Genomic DNA, 15,493 nt, shown 5'->3' with positions numbered 1-15,493 from the left:
AGCGGTTATGGCTGCGGAGGCGTCGGCGTTATTGCGAGGCATCACAGCAGCAGCCGGGTTTCCCACCGGTTACAGCCGGTTGGGGCGATAGCGGCGCGACAGATTGTTGAGCAGCGCTTCGCGCCCGAAAAATACGTCGCGGAGTTCTTCCCGGGCAAAGAGCTCCGCCTGATCCGCATAGTGGGGCGACCCGGCATCCAGCGTGGCCGAACCGAAGTTGTGCACCGCGCGTGAGTGCACCCCGCCCTCGCCATCCCACTCGACCAGCATGATAAAACTGTCGCCGGCCTTGTTCGCAAATTTACCGCTGTCGTCGAGGGGGCCGCCGTAGACTGCGCGCAGCGTGTCCGGACCGCCATTCAGCGGCCAACTGCGCTTGCCGCGCACATGCCGGTTGATCTCACCGAACGGCACTTCGGTGCGGCCGTAGAAGTCGTGCAGCCTGTCGACCGCACCCTGGAAAGCACTGTCCATCTCGGCGAAATCGGTCAAAGCGCCACTGGCCCGCTGTACGGGCTCCAGGGTCAGTATCGCCAGCGCCGCCGCTGTATTGTCCCTGTCGGTTGCCAGATTCCAGGCGGCAAGAGAAGCCAGCGCGGCCCGGTATCTTTCGCCCTGCAGTTCCGCCGGCTTCTCCGCTGCCAGCCACTGGCGCAGGGTCCGCACTTGGTAAGAGTCCGGGTGGTAGCGATGGTCGTATTTCAGGGATTCGAAGTCCTCCGCGGAAATTGTCTCGCGCGCGCCATAGAGGCTCTCGATTTGCAGCGCTCGATTGGTAACAACCGCTTCTATGCCCATGGAAGGCGGAAAGTCCTCGGCCCAGGCATCGTCATCGCCATCGGTGGCCTGAAATGGCGAGTTATTGGCGTTGTAAACCAGGCCGCTATCCGGGTTCAGGGTTTTCGGCATCCACTGGAAATCGCGGTATCCGCGCCAGATCAGTTCTGACCGGTCGCCGGGCAGGTACTTCTGCCAGTCCCAGCCTTCGCTGCGCGCGGGAAACATGGCGTTGTAGTAGTGGCCGATATTGCCGTCCCTGTCGGCGTACACATAGTTGATGCTGGGCATGGCCTGCATTTTCAGCGCGGCCTCGAACTCGGCTTTATCGGAGGCCTTGTTCAGTGCCAGCATCATGTCCAGGGTGCGCACTTCACCCATGCCCGCCCAGCGCACGGCGTATGCCCCGTGGTCGGTGATGAATACCGGCCCGTGTTCCGCGATCAGTATCTCCTCGCGGAAGGTCCAGTGCAGGGGGCCGAGCAATTTGACCCGGATCTTCGCTTCGCGCCTGTCGAAGTCGCGCCACTGGCCGTCGAGCAAATACTGAGCGGGGTTTTCAGGGTTGATCTCGAGCTGGTAGATATCCACCAGGTCGGGCTTATTCACGGTGTTGGCCCAGCCGAGGTATTCGTTGTGGCCGTGAATGATTACCGGCGCGCCGGGGAAGGTGGCGCCGGCCATGTTCCAACCCTCGCCGGAGTGCACCCGCGCCTCGTACCAGGCGACCGGGCCGGTCAGCGGTTGATGCGAATTGATCAGCAGGCGGACGGCACCGTCACCCGACCTGTGCCGGGCCACGGCGATGCCCTGGCTGCCGATTGGCAGCGCTTGTCGGGGCGTCCATGCTAGTGCGGAGTCACCGGACTTGGCGATCTCGCGGGGCGCCTGTGGCTCCAGCAGCTCGCCGAGGGCCTTGTCGAAGCCGTAGAACATCGGCGTCTTGAAGGTAAAGCCGGCCACCAGGTCCTCGCCCGTAACCGGCAGCAGATAGCGCGAAACCGCCTGCGGGTGGCGCGCCGCATAGAGATTCAGGCCGGCGGCATAGGCCTCGGCCACAGCCTGCGCTGCGGGCGACAGCCGTGAGTAACCACTCGCTACCGCCGGCCAGATGCCCATCCACTGCACCAGGTAGTCGGTCTTCGCCGCCGCGAGGCCTTTCTCCGCGGCCAGTTGGCCGCGGGTGGCGAGGATTACGTCCTGGATGGTGGCGAAGTCGTCTTCGGCATGGGCATAGGCGAGGCCGAAGGCCGCGTCCGCATCGCTGTTTCCGTAGATATGTGGGATGCCCCAGTTATCGCGCAGGATTTCCACATCGAAATGCAGGGCCTCGGCTGCGTAGTCGCGCTGCGCAAGCTGCTTCGGCACACTCACCGGCAAATGCAGATAACCGACCAGCAGCGCTCCTGCCGCCAGCGTACCCAGGCCCAACGCCGCCCTCTGGATCGCTCTCATATGCTGTTCCCGGCCTTTATTCTTTTCGCTATGTAGTACGCCAGTTTCTCCGAGTGCTGGCGACAGGTAAAGTCCGGTGAGGACATAGGACAGGGCGACCCCGCGCGAGCGCCGCACTACCGTGCTCTCACTATGGCTATATTCACGACGCAAGTGGCCGCGGCAGTAACGATAGCGTTAACCCGCGCCGGTGTCTTTTTTGCCCCTCTACATCGATAGAAAGTGCTGCAGGTCTGCCCATTATTTTGAGACTGGTACGTCTATGATGACCAAAGGGTTTTCATTTGAAATTTTCTAGACCACCCAGAATTTATTCACTAATCTCTGGGCGTTTTACCCAAAAGGCGATTTGGACAAGCGTCCAAACTGACTCGGTCGATTAAGGGTGTCATTTTTTCTGTAGTCCCCAAGTAGTACGACTCCGCGTTATCAATTCGACGCAGTCCAGAGAGAAAACTCTACTTAACGCAAGGGGATCAATAATGACAAAAGCTCTCCGTCAATTGACGCTGGCGGTTGCCGCCAGCACTTCACTGCTCGCCAGCAATGTACGGGCCGAACCCGGCGATTACGGTTTCTGGGCCACGCTCGGCAACCTGATAAGCCCACGCGAAGCCAATGCACCGGTGACACCGGCACAGACCCAGGGTATGTACCCGCTGTCTCTGGACAATCCGAATTTCAATGATGGTTTCGATCCCGCCGACTACGACAACTGGCAGCGAGTCGATGTCCCGGCGAGCACCGGTGCCATGTGCGGTAACGGATCACCCTACAAGTTCTTTGTCCATCGGGTACCGGACACCAGCAATACCATTTTCTACTTCGAAGGCGGTGGTGCCTGCTGGGATTACGAGAGCTGCTCCGGGCAGGCGGGCATCCGTGGCGCCCGCAACCCTAACGGCATTCCCGACAACTACGTGCAGAATATTAACCTGCTCGATTTCCAGAACTCCGCCAATCTCGCCACGGCCGCGGTGTCACCGCTGATCTATACCCACCACCCGTACAATCAGTTCAAGACCGGCGAGTGGAACCTGGTGTACGTACCCTACTGCACCGGTGACATCTACGTCGGCGACAAGACCGAGATCTACGAAGACCCGACCGGCCAGAATGCAGACCTGGTGTGGCATCACAACGGGCTGCGCAATGTGCAGGCGGTGACTTCCTGGGTGAAGAACAATCTGCAGAAGCCCAAGCAGATGGTCGCGGCGGGATGCAGTGCCGGCAGTATCGGAGCCCTGCTGAATTACTCCAAACTGCGCGGTGATATGAACGTTGATTACGGCTACCTGATCGATGATTCCGGCCCGCTCTACCGCGCGCCGCTGGCGAGCAGTGACAGCACCCGCTACCCATCGGCGCCGCTCCACAACGAAGTACTGGACTCCTGGACCACCTTCACTCCGGGCGGTGACCCTTCGGCAGAAAACCCTATCAATATGCTCGCCAGTATCACTCCGGGATTCGACAATGATGAGCTGGCTTCGCTTTATGCCGCACTGTCAAACAAGTTCCCCGGCGACCGCCTCGGTATCACCCACTTCCTCGCCGATGGCAATTTCTCTTCGTATTCTTATGAGCGATTCCACGAGGACATTTACAGCGATCCCGATGCAGCATCACGCCTGAAAAAATTGCGGCAGAAGTGGCAATACGACACCCATAACAACCTGATCCCGCTGCTCGAACAGACCAGTAACTGGGGCTACTATTTCCCGATGTATCGGGATTTCAACGAGAGTCATTGCACCACAATTCTCGACCTGGAATACGGTGAAATCGCCGAGCACGGCCTGGTGTTGCGGGATTTCCTCAACAATATCGTCAATTACCGGGGCGGGGCTGTGATGCGGGCTTACGAGTCGGATCAGGTTTCAGACTTCGAAAACAATCACAACTGGTTTTACGATCTAGTGGGCGGCCTTCTTTAGTCGGCCGCAGATAAAATACGCGGCTCCGGCCGCGATTTTATTCCATCGATCAGGATCCGTAAGCGGCCTGCCGCGCCTCCTGCAAGCGCTTGCGCAGGTATTCCTGCCGACTCATACCATCCGGGAAGGACGACATCTCCTGCACCTCCCGCACTATGCGCTTTTCCGCCGCCTTGTATTCGGCAAAACCCGGTACGTCTTCGTAAGGATCATATTCGCGTGCGCTGCGTTCTGCCTTCTGGCGGTAAGTCTCCACCAGCGCCGCAGCTGCCTGATCGAATTCGGCCTTGGTTGCGCTGTTCCGCTCCAGCCAGGCGAGTTTGAGTGCCAGGGCTTCGTAAGCCAGGATGTGGCCGCGGCTTTCGATACTCTCTATCAATTGCCAGATCTCCGCGTCGGATGGTGCGGTGTCGCTGCCCGAAAAGTATTCTCGCAGCGCCTTCTTGTCGCCTTCGCGCTGCAGATAAGTCGCTACGCGCGGGTGGCTGAGGAGCGCAGCAATCTCTTCTTCGGCCAATCCCAACTCGTTAAGCAGCTCGTCGTTCGCCGACGCTTCAGCCGCGACCGCAGGCGACGTTGGCGCTCCTTGCCGGCTGCCCTGAATCGGGGTATCAGCAGCAAAATACTGGATCGCCAAAACTGAAGCGCCCACTGTCGCGATGCCTGCCGTTAGTATCCGGATCTTTTTGCGCATTATTTTCCGCCGAGTTCGTTACTGATCTACGGAGCCGCACGATAGCGCGGCCCGGCATCCATGTAAGCAGAGAATCGGCGATTGGTGAACGCTTGTGCGCAGAGTGATGTAGATATCCGCGCCTCTGTTGCGGATAACGGGAGCGCTGGGTGGAAGGTTGGATCGAAGCGGCATTCGCGCAGGCAGAAAATCAGACCCAGTTGAGCTGCTGCTCTTCCTCGGCGCGATCGGCACAGGGGGTTTTCTTTGGTGGCACATAGCCGACCTGGGCTTCCATCGGCAGGTTGCGCTTCTCCCAGTTGGCCACTGCTTCGGCGCACAGGCTGCGCTGCTGATTGGTCAGCGCGGCACCATTGGGCCACTTGCCCAGTTCAATGGCACGCTTGAGGCTGCCGATAATCTGCGGATTGAGGTTGGCGAGCAGCTGTTCAAATGACATACGGGATTACCTCGTATCGATAGCAACCTACATACAGGCGCCGGGGGAGCACTTTCGGCCGGCCTGACCTGACCGCGGGTGAAGCAAGGCGAAGCGCTTCACGCGAAACGGTATGGATGGCCGCTCCTGAGGCCATGGATGGCCCGAATGAAAAAAAAAAGGCCGGTCAATGACCGGCCTTCCTTTGCCCTCGGCTGCCGCAGCTTACGCTTCGGCAACTTCGGCTTCGTCGCCCTCAACCTGGGGACGATCAACCAACTCGACGTAGGCCATCGGGGCCTTGTCGCCGGCGCGGAAACCGCATTTCAGGATGCGGATGTAACCACCCGGACGGGCCTCGTAACGCGGGCCCAGCTCGTCGAACAGCTTGCGCACGGCATCCTTGTCACGGATACGGGCGAAAGCCAGTCGGCGGTTGGCAACACTGTCCTTCTTGGCCAGGGTAATCAGCGGCTCGGCGACGCGACGCAGCTCCTTGGCTTTCGGCAGTGTGGTTTTGATCAGTTCGTGCTCTACCAGAGAGGCGGTCATGTTTTTGAACATGGCCTTGCGGTGAGCGCTGGTACGGCTGAATTTACGGCCACTATAGCGATGACGCATGACTCAATTCCTTACGACGTTTTTGCTAACGACAGGTGCTGTCTCAGCAAGTCGTTCTTGAGCGGTGTCGCGCTAAATCGTGGCACCGCTCGGTTTCTTTCTATTACACGGCCACTGGCCGCGCCTACTAAAACTGTTTACAGGGGGCTGAGCTTGCTGTCGCCCTTGAGGCTGGCCGGCGGCCAGTTCTCGAGGCGCATACCCAGGGACAGACCGCGGGAAGCCAGGACATCCTTGATTTCAGTCAGGGACTTCTTGCCCAGGTTCGGGGTCTTCAGCAGTTCCACTTCGGTGCGCTGAATCAGGTCACCGATGTAGTAGATATTCTCTGCTTTCAGACAGTTGGCCGAACGCACGGTCAGCTCCAGGTCGTCTACCGGGCGCAGCAGCACCGGATCGACTTCAGGCTCCTCGGACTTGGGCTGGGCCTCTTTCTCGCCTTCCAGGTCCACGAACACTGCCAGCTGCTGCTGCAGGATAGTGGCGGCGCGACGGATGGCCTCTTCCGGATCCAGGGTACCGTTGGTCTCCAGGTCCAGAACCAGCTTGTCCAGGTCGGTGCGCTGCTCTACACGCGCGGATTCCACGCTGTAGGACACGCGGCGCACCGGGCTGAAGGAGGCATCCAGCTGCAGACGGCCGATGGAACGGGTCTCTTCCTCTTCGTCGCGACGGGCGTCGGCGGGCTGATAGCCGCGGCCGCGCGCCACTGTCAGACGCAGGCTGAGTTCCACGTCGCCGGTGATGTTGGCAATCACGTGCTCGGGGTTGACGATCTCGATATCGTGATCGACCTGGATATCTCCAGCGGTCACTGCGCCCGGGCCCTTCTTGCTCAGGCTGAGTACCGCCTGATCCTTGCCGTGCATGACAACGGCGATTTCCTTCAGGTTGAGCAGGATTTCAATTACGTCCTCCTGCACACCTTCGATCGCGCTGTACTCGTGCTCAACACCGTCGATCTCGACCTCGGTGACGGCGCAGCCCGGCATGGAGGACAGCAGGATGCGACGCAGCGCATTGCCGAGAGTGTGGCCGAAACCACGCTCCAGGGGCTCCAGAACCACTTTGGCATGGTTCGGGTTGTACTCGGTGACGTCAATACGACGCGGTGTCAAAAACTCGTTGACAGCAGTCTGCATAGCCATACCTGTTTACAGTTGCATTCCTTAAAGTGGATTAGATCTTACTTGGAGTAGAGTTCCACGATAAGGTTTTCGTTGATCTCTGCCGGCAGATCCACGCGATCCGGAACGCGCTTGAAAACGCCTTCCAGCTTGCTCGCGTTGACGTCTACCCACTCGACATCGCCGCGTGCGGCGGAGAGGGAAACGGAATTCTGGATACGCAGCTGCTTCTTGGCCTTTTCGCGCACCGCGATCACATCACCTTCCTTCACTTGGTAAGAGGGGATGTTCACAGCGGTGCCGTTCACCAGGATCGCCTTGTGGGCAACCAGCTGACGCGCCTCAGAACGAGTCGAGCCGAAGCCCATGCGGTAAACCACGTTGTCCAGGCGTTTTTCCAGCAGTTGCAGCAGGTTTTCACCAGTGGCGCCCTTCAGGCGAGCCGCTTCCTTATAGTAGTTGCGGAACTGCTTTTCCAGTACGCCGTAGATGCGGCGAACTTTTTGCTTTTCACGCAGCTGTACGCCGTAGTCGGACAGGCGGCCGCGGCCGGCGCCGTGCTGACCCGGCTTGGATTCCGCGCGACACTTGGAGTCGTGCGGGCGTACACCGCTCTTCAGCTGCAGATCGGTACCTTCCCGACGGGAAAGCTTACATTTCGGTCCAATATAACGTGCCATTTTGTCAGCCCCCTCTTACACGCGACGTTTCTTGGGCGGACGACATCCATTGTGCGGGATCGGCGTCACGTCGGTGATGTTGGTGATCTTGTAGCCGCAGTTGTTCAGTGCGCGAACAGCGGATTCGCGACCGGGGCCAGGGCCCTTAACTTCTACGTCTAGGTTTTTCAGGCCGTACTCCTGAGCGGCAGTGCCTGCGCGCTCCGCGGCAACCTGGGCTGCAAACGGGGTGCTCTTGCGAGAGCCACGGAAACCGGAACCACCCGCGGTGGCCCAGCTGAGGGTATTACCCTGACGATCAGTGATCGTTACGATCGTGTTGTTGAACGATGCGTGGATGTGGGCAATACCGTCAACAACGGTCTTTTTGACCTTCTTGCGAACAGTAGTTTTTGGCTTAGCCATACCTGTATCCTAAATCCTGTATCAAATCCCGCCTCACTTGGGGGACGGGCTTGTTAATCCGCGATTGCGAGTCTTACTTGCCCAAAACTTATTTACGAATGGGCTTGCGCGGACCCTTACGGGTACGGGCGTTAGTCTTGGTGCGCTGACCGCGCAGCGGCAGACTGCGACGGTGACGCAGGCCGCGGAAGCAACCCAGGTCCATCAAACGCTTGATGTTCATGGATACTTCACGACGCAGGTCGCCCTCAACGGTGAGCTTCGCAACTTCACCGCGGATGGATTCGATCTGCTCTTCAGACAGGTCGCGGATTTTGGTGGATTCAGCGATACCAATCGCTGCCAAAATAGACTTTGCCGTGGTGCGACCTACCCCGTAAATATGGGTCAGGGAGATCACGGCGTGCTTGTGGTCTGGTACATTGACACCAGCAATACGTGCCATAGAGGCTTACTCCACGTATTGGGAGCCACTTACTGCAAATAAGCGTGTGACTCAGCTTTGAATTCGGCGCTGACAGCGACTAAAAAACCGGCGGCGCCACGAAAAAGGCGCGCAAGAATAGCTTTTCAGACACTAAATTGCAATAGCCCACCCCCTCTCCGGTTTCCCGAAAAGGTTGTAGACGACAGTCAACGCCCCCAGTTTGAGACCGCCAAGATATGACTCGTCGGTCTCCACCGCGCACCCGGGAGGGGTTGCGGTGTCGCCGGAATACACGGGGCTGTGTAATCCGGCTGATTCTTTCACGAACGAACTGGCGTCGCTAGTCGCCCTCCCTGGAGCCGACACCGGCCCCGCCTTCCATGGCGGGGTGCTAATCTGCGCGTTTGCGGCGCACCGCGCCGCGCGCGGATTAGCCCTGCCGCTGCTTGTGACGCGGCTCGGCGCTGCAGATGACCCGCAGAACACCCTTGCGACGTACGATTTTGCAGTTACGGCAGATCTTTTTAACAGAAGCGCGTACTTTCATGACCTTACCTCAATTCAATCAAACTGCGAGCAGGTGACGCACTAGCGACGACCATAGCCTTGCAGGTTCGCTTTTTTCATCAAACCTTCGTACTGGTGAGACAGCAGGTGCGATTGTACCTGTGCCATAAAGTCCATCACTACCACGACAACGATCAGCAGTGAGGTACCCCCCAGATAGAAGGGAACATTCAGTCCTACCACCAGGAACTGCGGCAGCAGGGATACCAGCGCGATGTATACGGCACCTACCAGAGTGAGTCGGGTCAGCACGCTGTCGATGTAACGTGCGGTCTGCTCACCGGGACGGATGCCGGGCACATAAGCGCCGGATTTTTTCAGGTTATCTGCCACTTCATTCGGGTTGAACATCAGCGCCGTATAGAAGAAGCAGAAGAAACCAATCAGCAGTGCGAACAGAATAATGTTCAGCGGCTGACCCGGGCCCAGCTGCAGCGCCATCCACTGCAGAATCTGCGCACCCACACCTTCACCGCCCTGACCAAACCACTGCGCCAGCGTAGCCGGGAACAGCAGGATGCTGCTGGCGAAGATCACCGGAATAACACCGGCCATGTTCACCTTCAGCGGCAGGTGGCTGGACTGCGCAGCCGGAGCTGCGGAGTAGCGACCGGCCTGGCGGCGGGCGTGGTTGATCGTGATCCGACGCTGACCGCGCTCCATCACCACAACGAAATACACTACCGCCAGCGCCACGAAGCCAATGGCCAACAGCAGCAGGATATGCAGCTCACCCTGGCGCGCCTGCTCAAACGCCTGACCGACGGCACTGGGCAGACCGGCTACGATACCGGCAAAAATCAGCATGGAGATGCCGTTGCCGACACCGCGCTCGGTGATCTGCTCACCCAGCCACATCATGAACACCGCACCAGTTACCAGTGACGTTACCGCCACAAAGTAGAAACCGAATGCCGGCTCGGCTGAGTAGGCCAGGTTCTGGCCAGCCAGACCGAAGGTCATGCCGATACCCTGGATCAGAGCCAGCACCACCGTCAGGTAACGGGTGTACTGGTTGATCTTGCGCCGCCCGGCGTCCCCCTCCTTCTTCAGAGCTTCCAGAGAGGGCGTCACCGCGGTCATCAACTGCATGATGATGGACGCGGAGATGTAGGGCATGATGCCCAGTGCCAGGATGCTCATGCGCTCCAGGGCGCCGCCGGAGAACATGTTAAACAGGCCCAGGATTGTGCCCTGGTTCTGGTTAAATAGGTTCGACAGCTTCTCCGGGTCTATACCGGGCACCGGAATATGCGTTCCGACGCGATACACAAGAATCGCGAGGAACAGAAAACGAAGGCGAGCCCAAAGCTCGCCCAATCCCTTGCTGTTGCCCAGGGGATTTACACCGGATCCTGGTCGTGCCATTGGGGCCTCGATTAGTCTTCTACTTTACCGCCAGCAGCTTCGATGGCCGCTTTCGCACCCTTGGTGACGCCCAGACCCTTCACGGTAACCGCTTTGGTCAGTTCGCCAGACAGGAACACTTTGGCGCGCTTAATGTGGCTGCCGATAATATCGGCATTCTTCAGCGCTGCCAAATCGATTACGTCCGCGTCGACCTTGGCCAGCTCCGCCAGGCGCACTTCCGCAACGAAGCGAGTAACGCGCGCGGTGAAACCGTACTTCGGCAGGCGCTTCTGCAGCGGCATCTGACCGCCTTCGAAACCCGGACGCACGGAACCGCCGGAGCGGGCTTTCTGGCCCTTGTGGCCACGGCCGCCGGTTTTACCCAGGCCGCTGCCGATACCACGACCAACGCGCTTGGCGCTTTGCTTGTGGCCTTCTGCGGGAGACAGTTCGTTCAAACGCATCTTATTCCCCCTCAACCTTAACCATATAATTTACTTTGTTGATCATGCCGCGCACAGAGGGAGTGTCTTCCACTTCCACAGTGTGACCGATGCGGCGCAGGCCCAGACCGGCAACGCACGCCTGATGGTTCTTCAGGCGTCCGTGAATGCTCTTGGTCTGGGTGACTTTAATGGTCTTCTTAGCCATGGTCTTAACCCACCAATAACCTTTTGTCCGGGCCGCAATTAGCCCAGGATTTCATCGACTGATTTACCGCGCTTGGCTGCGACGTCTTCCGGGCTCTGCATTTGCTCCAGAGCGCTGAAAGTCGCGCGCACCACGTTCACCGGGTTGGTGGAGCCGTAGCACTTGGCCAGTACGTTGTGTACGCCAGCCATTTCCAGTACGGAGCGCATGGCACCGCCGGCGATAACACCGGTACCCTGGGAAGCGGGCTGCATGTAAACCTTGGAGCCGCCATGACGCCCGTTGGTCGCGTATTGAATGGTGTCACCATTCAGCTCGACCTGGATCATGTTGCGACGCGCAGCTTCCATCGCCTTCTGGATAGCGACCGGCACTTCGCGAGCCTTGCCGCGGCCGAAGCCGACGCGGCCGTTGCCGTCGCCCACTACGGTCAGTGCGGTAAAGGCGAAGATACGACCGCCTTTTACAGTCTTGGCAACGCGATTGACCTGGACCAGCTTTTCCTGCAGGCCTTCGTCGTTGCTTTTGTCTTTCTCTCTAGCCATAACTCAACCCTTAGAATTTCAGACCGGCTTCGCGGGCAGCGTCAGCCAGGGCCTTAACGCGGCCGTGGTACTTGAAACCGCTGCGATCGAAGGCAACTTGTTCAACACCGGCGGCCTTGGCGCGCTCGGCGATCAGAGTACCAACCGCTTTTGCGGCATCGACGTTACCGGTTTTACCGGAACGCAGGTCCTTGTCCAGGGTAGAGGCGGAAGCCAGTACCTTGTTGCCTTCGGCGGACAGGATCTGTGCGTAAATGTGGCGCGGCGTGCGGTTCACTGTCAGGCGAACGGCGGCCAGCTCACGGATCTTGGCGCGGGCACGACGTGCACGACGCAAGCGAGATGCTTTCTTAACGTTCATATCTATGCCCTATTTACTTCTTCTTGGCCTCTTTGCGATACACACGCTCGTCGGCGTAGCGGACACCCTTACCTTTGTAGGGCTCCGGCGGACGGAACGCGCGGATCTCGGCGGCCACTTGGCCCAGCAGCTGCTTATTGCTGCTCTTCAGTACGATTTCAGTCTGTGTCGGCGTATCCGCAGTCACACCTTCCGGCAGCTGATAATCGATCGGGTGGGAGAAGCCCAGGGTCAGGTTCACGGTCTTACCGGCCGCTTTGGCACGGTAACCTACACCGATCAGCTGCAGCTTCTTCTCGAAGCCCTGGCTGACGCCTACCACCATGTTGTTAACCAGTGCGCGGGTAGTACCTGCCAGCGCCTTGGCCTGCTTGGAATTATTGCGCGCTACGAAAGTCAGCTGGCTGTCGGCCTGGCTCACTTCTACATCGCTGTGAATCACCATGTTCAGGTTACCGTTACCGCCTTTTACAGCGATATCCTGGCCTTTCAGGTCAACGGTAACACCTGCGGGGACTTTTACTGGATCATTTGCTACTCGAGACATACCAACCCCCGCTTAGAATACGGTGCAGAGCACTTCGCCACCGACACCGGCCTGACGCGCAGCGCGATCGGTCATCACACCCATGGAGGTGGATACAATCGCGATACCCAGGCCACCGCGCACGGTAGGCAGAGCTTTCTTGCCAGTGTAAGCGCGCAGACCCGGACGGGAAACGCGGTCCAGTTCAACGATAACCGGCTTGCCCTGGAAGTATTTCAGAGCAATAGTCATTTCCGGCTTGGCGTTTTCGCTTACGGTGCAATCAGTGATGTAGCCTTCGTCTTTGAGGACTTTGGCTACAGCCACTTTCAGTTTGGATGAAGGCAGGGTGACTTCCGCCTTTCCGCGAGCCAGGGCGTTGCGGATGCGGGTCAGCATATCTGCCAACGGATCTTGCATACTCATTTTTTACGACTCCTCAAGCCAACTTACCAGCTGGACTTAACCAGGCCGGGAACATCACCACGCATGGCTGCTTCACGCAGTTTGTTACGGCACAGGCCGAACTTGCGGTAGACAGCGTGGGGGCGACCAGTAATACGGCAGCGGCGTTGCTGACGTACCGGGCTTGCATCGCGCGGCAGTTTCTGCAGCTTGAGTTGAGCCTCCCACTTTTCCTCTTCGGAAACAGTGGTACTGGCGATGATCGCCTTCAGCTCTTGACGCTTTTCGGCGTACTTAGCTGCGGTTCGAGCGCGCTTGTCTTCGCGCGCAATCATGGATTTCTTCGCCATGGAATCCTCTTAACCCTTGAACGGGAAGTTAAACGCTTTCAGCAGTGCACGACCTTGGTCATCGTTGGCTGCTGTAGTAGTAATACAAATATCCAGGCCACGGAGCTTGTCTACTTTGTCGTAGTCGATTTCCGGGAAGATAATTTGTTCGGTCACACCCATCGAGAAATTACCGCGGCCGTCGAACTGCTTCGGGCTGATGCCACGGAAGTCGCGGATACGCGGAATCGCGATGTCGATCAGACGCTCCAGGAACTCGTACATGCGCTCACCGCGCAGAGTTACCTTGCAGCCGATCGGCCAGCCATCACGGATCTTGAAGCCCGCAATTGACTTGCGCGCCTTGGTGATGATGGGTTTCTGACCAGTAATTGCTGTCATATCTTCGACAGCGTGATCCAGCACCTTCTTGTCACCAACAGCCTCACCAACACCCATGTTGATGGTGATCTTGGTGATGCGCGGCACTGCCATCACATTTTCGAGCCCCAGCTCTTCTTTCAGCTTGGGCGCGAGTTCTTTCGTGTAGAGCTCTTTAAGCTTTGCCATGATCTACCAACCTGCTTCTGCGCCTAAAGCCTTAGATGGCTTCGCCGCTGGATTTGAAGACGCGAATCTTAGTGCCGTCTTCCAGTACTTTAAAGCCCACCCGGTCAGCCTTTTGGGTACTGGGGTTGAAGATGGCCACGTTGGAAGCCTGGATAGCAGCTTCTTTCTCCACGATGCCACCGGCAACGCCCAGCTGGGGGTTCGGCTTCTGATGTTTCTTGATCATCTGAACACCGGATACGATCAGGCGACCGTCGTTCAGCACCTTGCGTACTGAACCGCGCTTGCCCTTGTCGCGACCGGCGATAACGATCACTTCGTCGTCACGCTTGATCTTGCGCATAACTCTATTTCTCCGCCTCAGGCTTAGATAACTTCTGGTGCCAGCGAGATGATCTTCATGAACTTCTCACCGCGCAGCTCGCGAGTTACCGGGCCAAAAATACGGGTGCCGACCGGCGCCAATTGCTGGTTCAGCAGCACCGCTGCGTTATCGTCAAATTTGATCAGGGATCCGTCCGCGCGGCGCACACCTTTCTTGGTGCGAACCACTACGGCGTTCATTACCTGACCCTTCTTCACTTTACCGCGGGGGATGGCTTCCTTAACGGTCACCTTGATAATGTCGCCCACGCCGGCGTAACGACGATGGGAGCCGCCCAGCACCTTGATGCACATGACACGGCGAGCCCCACTGTTGTCGGCTACTTCTAAGTAGGATTCCGCTTGAATCATCGTCTCTCTCCGAAACTCTTCAATGCGCTAGGGGTTAAACCTTCGCCGCACGCTCTACAATTTTCTGCAAAGCCCAGGATTTGCTCTTGGACAGCGGGCGAGATTCTTCGATGGTTACAACATCACCGATGTTGCACTCATTGTTCTCGTCGTGTGCCTTCAGCTTGGTGGACTTGCTCACGATTTTGCCGTAGATCGGGTGCTTAACACGGCGCTCGATCAAAACGGTGATGGTTTTATCCATCTTGTCACTCACGACCTTGCCGGTCAGAGTACGCTTCAGTTTTGCTTCAGCCATGATTAAATACCTGCCTTCTCGGTCAACACAGTCTTAATGCGAGCAATGTCGCGACGAGCCTGCTTCAGCAGATGGGTCTGAGTCAGCTGGCCAGTGGACTTCTGCATACGCAGCTTGAACTGAGCTTCGAGCTGATTCAGCAATTCCTGGTTCAGCTCCTCAACTGACTTTTCGCGTAGATCTGCAGTCTTCATTACATCACCGAACGCTTAACGAAAGTTGTCTTTACAGGCAGCTTGGCCGCAGCGAGCTCGAAAGCTTCGCGAGCCAGTTCCTCGGACACGCCCTCCATTTCATAGAGAACCTTGCCCGGCTGGATCTGAGCCACCCAGTATTCAACGCCACCTTTACCTTTACCCATCCGCACTTCGAGGGGCTTGTTGGTAATGGGCTTGTCCGGAAACACGCGAATCCAGATCTTGCCGCCACGCTTAACGTGACGAGTCATTGCGCGACGAGCCGCTTCGATCTGACGGGCAGTAATGCGACCGCGACCGATGGCCTTGAGGCCGAACTCGCCAAAGCTCACTTTAGAGCCGCGCTGAGAAAGACCGCGGTTGCGACCCTTCTGTACCTTGCGGAATTTTGTACGCTTTGGTTGCAACATTTGCGTAC

The 15,493-nt window shown here is 58.1% G+C and carries 24 protein-coding genes; 1 reads left to right on the top strand and 23 read right to left on the bottom strand.

The window, feature by feature from the left end:
* Window positions 1-69: 69 nt before the first annotated feature.
* Window positions 70-2,232, bottom strand: a complete 2,163-nt coding sequence (locus tag RRF64_RS18170; protein ID WP_323847340.1) for an acylase — start codon at window positions 2,230-2,232, stop codon at window positions 70-72.
* Between the two features lie 482 nt (window positions 2,233-2,714).
* On the opposite strand from RRF64_RS18170, the gene RRF64_RS18165 reads away from it, so the two are divergent.
* Window positions 2,715-4,169: a pectin acetylesterase-family hydrolase gene (locus tag RRF64_RS18165; protein WP_323847339.1), complete on the top strand. Its 1,455-nt coding sequence runs from the start codon at window positions 2,715-2,717 to the stop codon at window positions 4,167-4,169.
* Between the two features lie 49 nt (window positions 4,170-4,218).
* On the opposite strand, the gene RRF64_RS18160 is transcribed toward RRF64_RS18165, so the two are convergent.
* From RRF64_RS18160 to rplP, 22 genes are all read right to left on the bottom strand, one after another.
* A complete protein-coding gene (locus RRF64_RS18160) occupies window positions 4,219-4,863 on the bottom strand; it encodes a hypothetical protein (protein ID WP_323847338.1) in 645 nt (214 codons plus the stop codon).
* A 190-nt stretch (window positions 4,864-5,053) separates the two neighbouring features.
* Complete coding sequence (locus RRF64_RS18155; RefSeq protein WP_323847337.1) at window positions 5,054-5,302, bottom strand: DUF1315 family protein; 249 nt, start codon at window positions 5,300-5,302, stop codon at window positions 5,054-5,056.
* A gap of 204 nt (window positions 5,303-5,506) precedes the next feature.
* Window positions 5,507-5,902 (bottom strand): 50S ribosomal protein L17, encoded by a 396-nt coding sequence (gene rplQ, locus RRF64_RS18150; protein ID WP_323847336.1) that lies wholly within the window; start codon window positions 5,900-5,902, stop codon window positions 5,507-5,509.
* Window positions 5,903-6,039: 137 nt separating this feature from the next.
* Window positions 6,040-7,044 carry a DNA-directed RNA polymerase subunit alpha gene (locus RRF64_RS18145; RefSeq protein ID WP_323847335.1) on the bottom strand — a complete coding sequence of 335 codons (1,005 nt, stop codon included), beginning with the start codon at window positions 7,042-7,044 and terminating at the stop codon, window positions 6,040-6,042.
* Between the two features lie 44 nt (window positions 7,045-7,088).
* Window positions 7,089-7,709 carry a 30S ribosomal protein S4 gene (gene rpsD / locus RRF64_RS18140; protein ID WP_323847334.1) on the bottom strand — a complete coding sequence of 207 codons (621 nt, stop codon included), beginning with the start codon at window positions 7,707-7,709 and terminating at the stop codon, window positions 7,089-7,091.
* Between the two features lie 15 nt (window positions 7,710-7,724).
* On the bottom strand, window positions 7,725-8,114 hold the full coding sequence (rpsK, locus tag RRF64_RS18135) for a 30S ribosomal protein S11 (RefSeq protein WP_020411406.1): 390 nt from the start codon (window positions 8,112-8,114) through the stop codon (window positions 7,725-7,727).
* 88 nt (window positions 8,115-8,202) lie between these two features.
* Window positions 8,203-8,559, bottom strand: coding sequence for a 30S ribosomal protein S13 (gene rpsM, locus RRF64_RS18130; RefSeq protein ID WP_323847333.1), 357 nt, complete (start codon window positions 8,557-8,559; stop codon window positions 8,203-8,205).
* 412 nt (window positions 8,560-8,971) lie between these two features.
* Window positions 8,972-9,088 (bottom strand): 50S ribosomal protein L36, encoded by a 117-nt coding sequence (rpmJ, locus tag RRF64_RS18125; RefSeq protein ID WP_010133825.1) that lies wholly within the window; start codon window positions 9,086-9,088, stop codon window positions 8,972-8,974.
* Between the two features lie 41 nt (window positions 9,089-9,129).
* Entirely contained in the window at window positions 9,130-10,476 is a 1,347-nt protein-coding gene (secY, locus tag RRF64_RS18120) for a preprotein translocase subunit SecY (RefSeq protein WP_323847332.1), read from the bottom strand.
* 11 nt (window positions 10,477-10,487) lie between these two features.
* Window positions 10,488-10,922 (bottom strand): 50S ribosomal protein L15, encoded by a 435-nt coding sequence (gene rplO / locus RRF64_RS18115; protein ID WP_323847331.1) that lies wholly within the window; start codon window positions 10,920-10,922, stop codon window positions 10,488-10,490.
* A gap of 1 nt (window position 10,923) precedes the next feature.
* Window positions 10,924-11,109, bottom strand: coding sequence for a 50S ribosomal protein L30 (rpmD, locus tag RRF64_RS18110; protein WP_323847330.1), 186 nt, complete (start codon window positions 11,107-11,109; stop codon window positions 10,924-10,926).
* Between the two features lie 38 nt (window positions 11,110-11,147).
* A complete protein-coding gene (gene rpsE, locus RRF64_RS18105) occupies window positions 11,148-11,654 on the bottom strand; it encodes a 30S ribosomal protein S5 (RefSeq protein WP_323847329.1) in 507 nt (168 codons plus the stop codon).
* A gap of 10 nt (window positions 11,655-11,664) precedes the next feature.
* Window positions 11,665-12,015, bottom strand: coding sequence for a 50S ribosomal protein L18 (gene rplR / locus RRF64_RS18100; protein ID WP_323847328.1), 351 nt, complete (start codon window positions 12,013-12,015; stop codon window positions 11,665-11,667).
* Between the two features lie 13 nt (window positions 12,016-12,028).
* Window positions 12,029-12,562 carry a 50S ribosomal protein L6 gene (gene rplF, locus RRF64_RS18095; protein ID WP_323847327.1) on the bottom strand — a complete coding sequence of 178 codons (534 nt, stop codon included), beginning with the start codon at window positions 12,560-12,562 and terminating at the stop codon, window positions 12,029-12,031.
* Between the two features lie 12 nt (window positions 12,563-12,574).
* Window positions 12,575-12,967, bottom strand: a complete 393-nt coding sequence (rpsH, locus tag RRF64_RS18090; RefSeq protein WP_323847326.1) for a 30S ribosomal protein S8 — start codon at window positions 12,965-12,967, stop codon at window positions 12,575-12,577.
* A gap of 23 nt (window positions 12,968-12,990) precedes the next feature.
* Complete coding sequence (gene rpsN, locus RRF64_RS18085; protein WP_323847325.1) at window positions 12,991-13,296, bottom strand: 30S ribosomal protein S14; 306 nt, start codon at window positions 13,294-13,296, stop codon at window positions 12,991-12,993.
* 9 nt (window positions 13,297-13,305) lie between these two features.
* Window positions 13,306-13,845, bottom strand: a complete 540-nt coding sequence (gene rplE, locus RRF64_RS18080) for a 50S ribosomal protein L5 (RefSeq protein ID WP_323847324.1) — start codon at window positions 13,843-13,845, stop codon at window positions 13,306-13,308.
* Window positions 13,846-13,876: 31 nt separating this feature from the next.
* On the bottom strand, window positions 13,877-14,188 hold the full coding sequence (rplX, locus tag RRF64_RS18075; RefSeq protein ID WP_323847323.1) for a 50S ribosomal protein L24: 312 nt from the start codon (window positions 14,186-14,188) through the stop codon (window positions 13,877-13,879).
* Window positions 14,189-14,211: 23 nt separating this feature from the next.
* Window positions 14,212-14,580 (bottom strand): 50S ribosomal protein L14, encoded by a 369-nt coding sequence (gene rplN, locus RRF64_RS18070; protein WP_067151032.1) that lies wholly within the window; start codon window positions 14,578-14,580, stop codon window positions 14,212-14,214.
* Window positions 14,581-14,614: 34 nt separating this feature from the next.
* Window positions 14,615-14,878, bottom strand: coding sequence for a 30S ribosomal protein S17 (rpsQ, locus tag RRF64_RS18065; RefSeq protein ID WP_091391187.1), 264 nt, complete (start codon window positions 14,876-14,878; stop codon window positions 14,615-14,617).
* A 2-nt stretch (window positions 14,879-14,880) separates the two neighbouring features.
* A complete protein-coding gene (rpmC, locus tag RRF64_RS18060) occupies window positions 14,881-15,072 on the bottom strand; it encodes a 50S ribosomal protein L29 (protein ID WP_323847322.1) in 192 nt (63 codons plus the stop codon).
* Window positions 15,072-15,485: a 50S ribosomal protein L16 gene (rplP, locus tag RRF64_RS18055; RefSeq protein WP_010133841.1), complete on the bottom strand. Its 414-nt coding sequence runs from the start codon at window positions 15,483-15,485 to the stop codon at window positions 15,072-15,074. The genes rpmC and rplP overlap by 1 nt, the downstream gene beginning before the upstream one ends.
* Window positions 15,486-15,493: the final 8 nt, after the last annotated feature.

This window comes from Microbulbifer magnicolonia (genome assembly GCF_035117725.1).
Classification (GTDB): Bacteria; Pseudomonadota; Gammaproteobacteria; order Pseudomonadales; family Cellvibrionaceae; genus Microbulbifer; species Microbulbifer magnicolonia.
The sequence above is the reverse complement of the archived record's forward strand: the minus strand, read 5'-3'. Positions and strand labels throughout refer to the sequence as shown.

Excerpts from the sequence above, each read along its gene's own strand:
- RRF64_RS18170 (WP_323847340.1), bottom strand. The coding sequence starts at position 2,232 with ATGAGAGCGATCCAGAGGGCGGCGTTGGGCCTGGGTACGCTGGCGGCA.
- RRF64_RS18165 (WP_323847339.1), top strand. The coding sequence starts at position 2,715 with ATGACAAAAGCTCTCCGTCAATTGACGCTGGCGGTTGCCGCCAGCACT.
- RRF64_RS18160 (WP_323847338.1), bottom strand. The coding sequence starts at position 4,863 with ATGCGCAAAAAGATCCGGATACTAACGGCAGGCATCGCGACAGTGGGC.
- RRF64_RS18155 (WP_323847337.1), bottom strand. The coding sequence starts at position 5,302 with ATGTCATTTGAACAGCTGCTCGCCAACCTCAATCCGCAGATTATCGGC.
- rplQ (WP_323847336.1), bottom strand. The coding sequence starts at position 5,902 with ATGCGTCATCGCTATAGTGGCCGTAAATTCAGCCGTACCAGCGCTCAC.
- RRF64_RS18145 (WP_323847335.1), bottom strand. The coding sequence starts at position 7,044 with ATGCAGACTGCTGTCAACGAGTTTTTGACACCGCGTCGTATTGACGTC.
- rpsD (WP_323847334.1), bottom strand. The coding sequence starts at position 7,709 with ATGGCACGTTATATTGGACCGAAATGTAAGCTTTCCCGTCGGGAAGGT.
- rpsK (WP_020411406.1), bottom strand. The coding sequence starts at position 8,114 with ATGGCTAAGCCAAAAACTACTGTTCGCAAGAAGGTCAAAAAGACCGTT.
- rpsM (WP_323847333.1), bottom strand. The coding sequence starts at position 8,559 with ATGGCACGTATTGCTGGTGTCAATGTACCAGACCACAAGCACGCCGTG.
- rpmJ (WP_010133825.1), bottom strand. The coding sequence starts at position 9,088 with ATGAAAGTACGCGCTTCTGTTAAAAAGATCTGCCGTAACTGCAAAATC.
- secY (WP_323847332.1), bottom strand. The coding sequence starts at position 10,476 with ATGGCACGACCAGGATCCGGTGTAAATCCCCTGGGCAACAGCAAGGGA.
- rplO (WP_323847331.1), bottom strand. The coding sequence starts at position 10,922 with ATGCGTTTGAACGAACTGTCTCCCGCAGAAGGCCACAAGCAAAGCGCC.
- rpmD (WP_323847330.1), bottom strand. The coding sequence starts at position 11,109 with ATGGCTAAGAAGACCATTAAAGTCACCCAGACCAAGAGCATTCACGGA.
- rpsE (WP_323847329.1), bottom strand. The coding sequence starts at position 11,654 with ATGGCTAGAGAGAAAGACAAAAGCAACGACGAAGGCCTGCAGGAAAAG.
- rplR (WP_323847328.1), bottom strand. The coding sequence starts at position 12,015 with ATGAACGTTAAGAAAGCATCTCGCTTGCGTCGTGCACGTCGTGCCCGC.
- rplF (WP_323847327.1), bottom strand. The coding sequence starts at position 12,562 with ATGTCTCGAGTAGCAAATGATCCAGTAAAAGTCCCCGCAGGTGTTACC.
- rpsH (WP_323847326.1), bottom strand. The coding sequence starts at position 12,967 with ATGAGTATGCAAGATCCGTTGGCAGATATGCTGACCCGCATCCGCAAC.
- rpsN (WP_323847325.1), bottom strand. The coding sequence starts at position 13,296 with ATGGCGAAGAAATCCATGATTGCGCGCGAAGACAAGCGCGCTCGAACC.
- rplE (WP_323847324.1), bottom strand. The coding sequence starts at position 13,845 with ATGGCAAAGCTTAAAGAGCTCTACACGAAAGAACTCGCGCCCAAGCTG.
- rplX (WP_323847323.1), bottom strand. The coding sequence starts at position 14,188 with ATGCGCAAGATCAAGCGTGACGACGAAGTGATCGTTATCGCCGGTCGC.
- rplN (WP_067151032.1), bottom strand. The coding sequence starts at position 14,580 with ATGATTCAAGCGGAATCCTACTTAGAAGTAGCCGACAACAGTGGGGCT.
- rpsQ (WP_091391187.1), bottom strand. The coding sequence starts at position 14,878 with ATGGCTGAAGCAAAACTGAAGCGTACTCTGACCGGCAAGGTCGTGAGT.
- rpmC (WP_323847322.1), bottom strand. The coding sequence starts at position 15,072 with ATGAAGACTGCAGATCTACGCGAAAAGTCAGTTGAGGAGCTGAACCAG.
- rplP (WP_010133841.1), bottom strand. The coding sequence starts at position 15,485 with ATGTTGCAACCAAAGCGTACAAAATTCCGCAAGGTACAGAAGGGTCGC.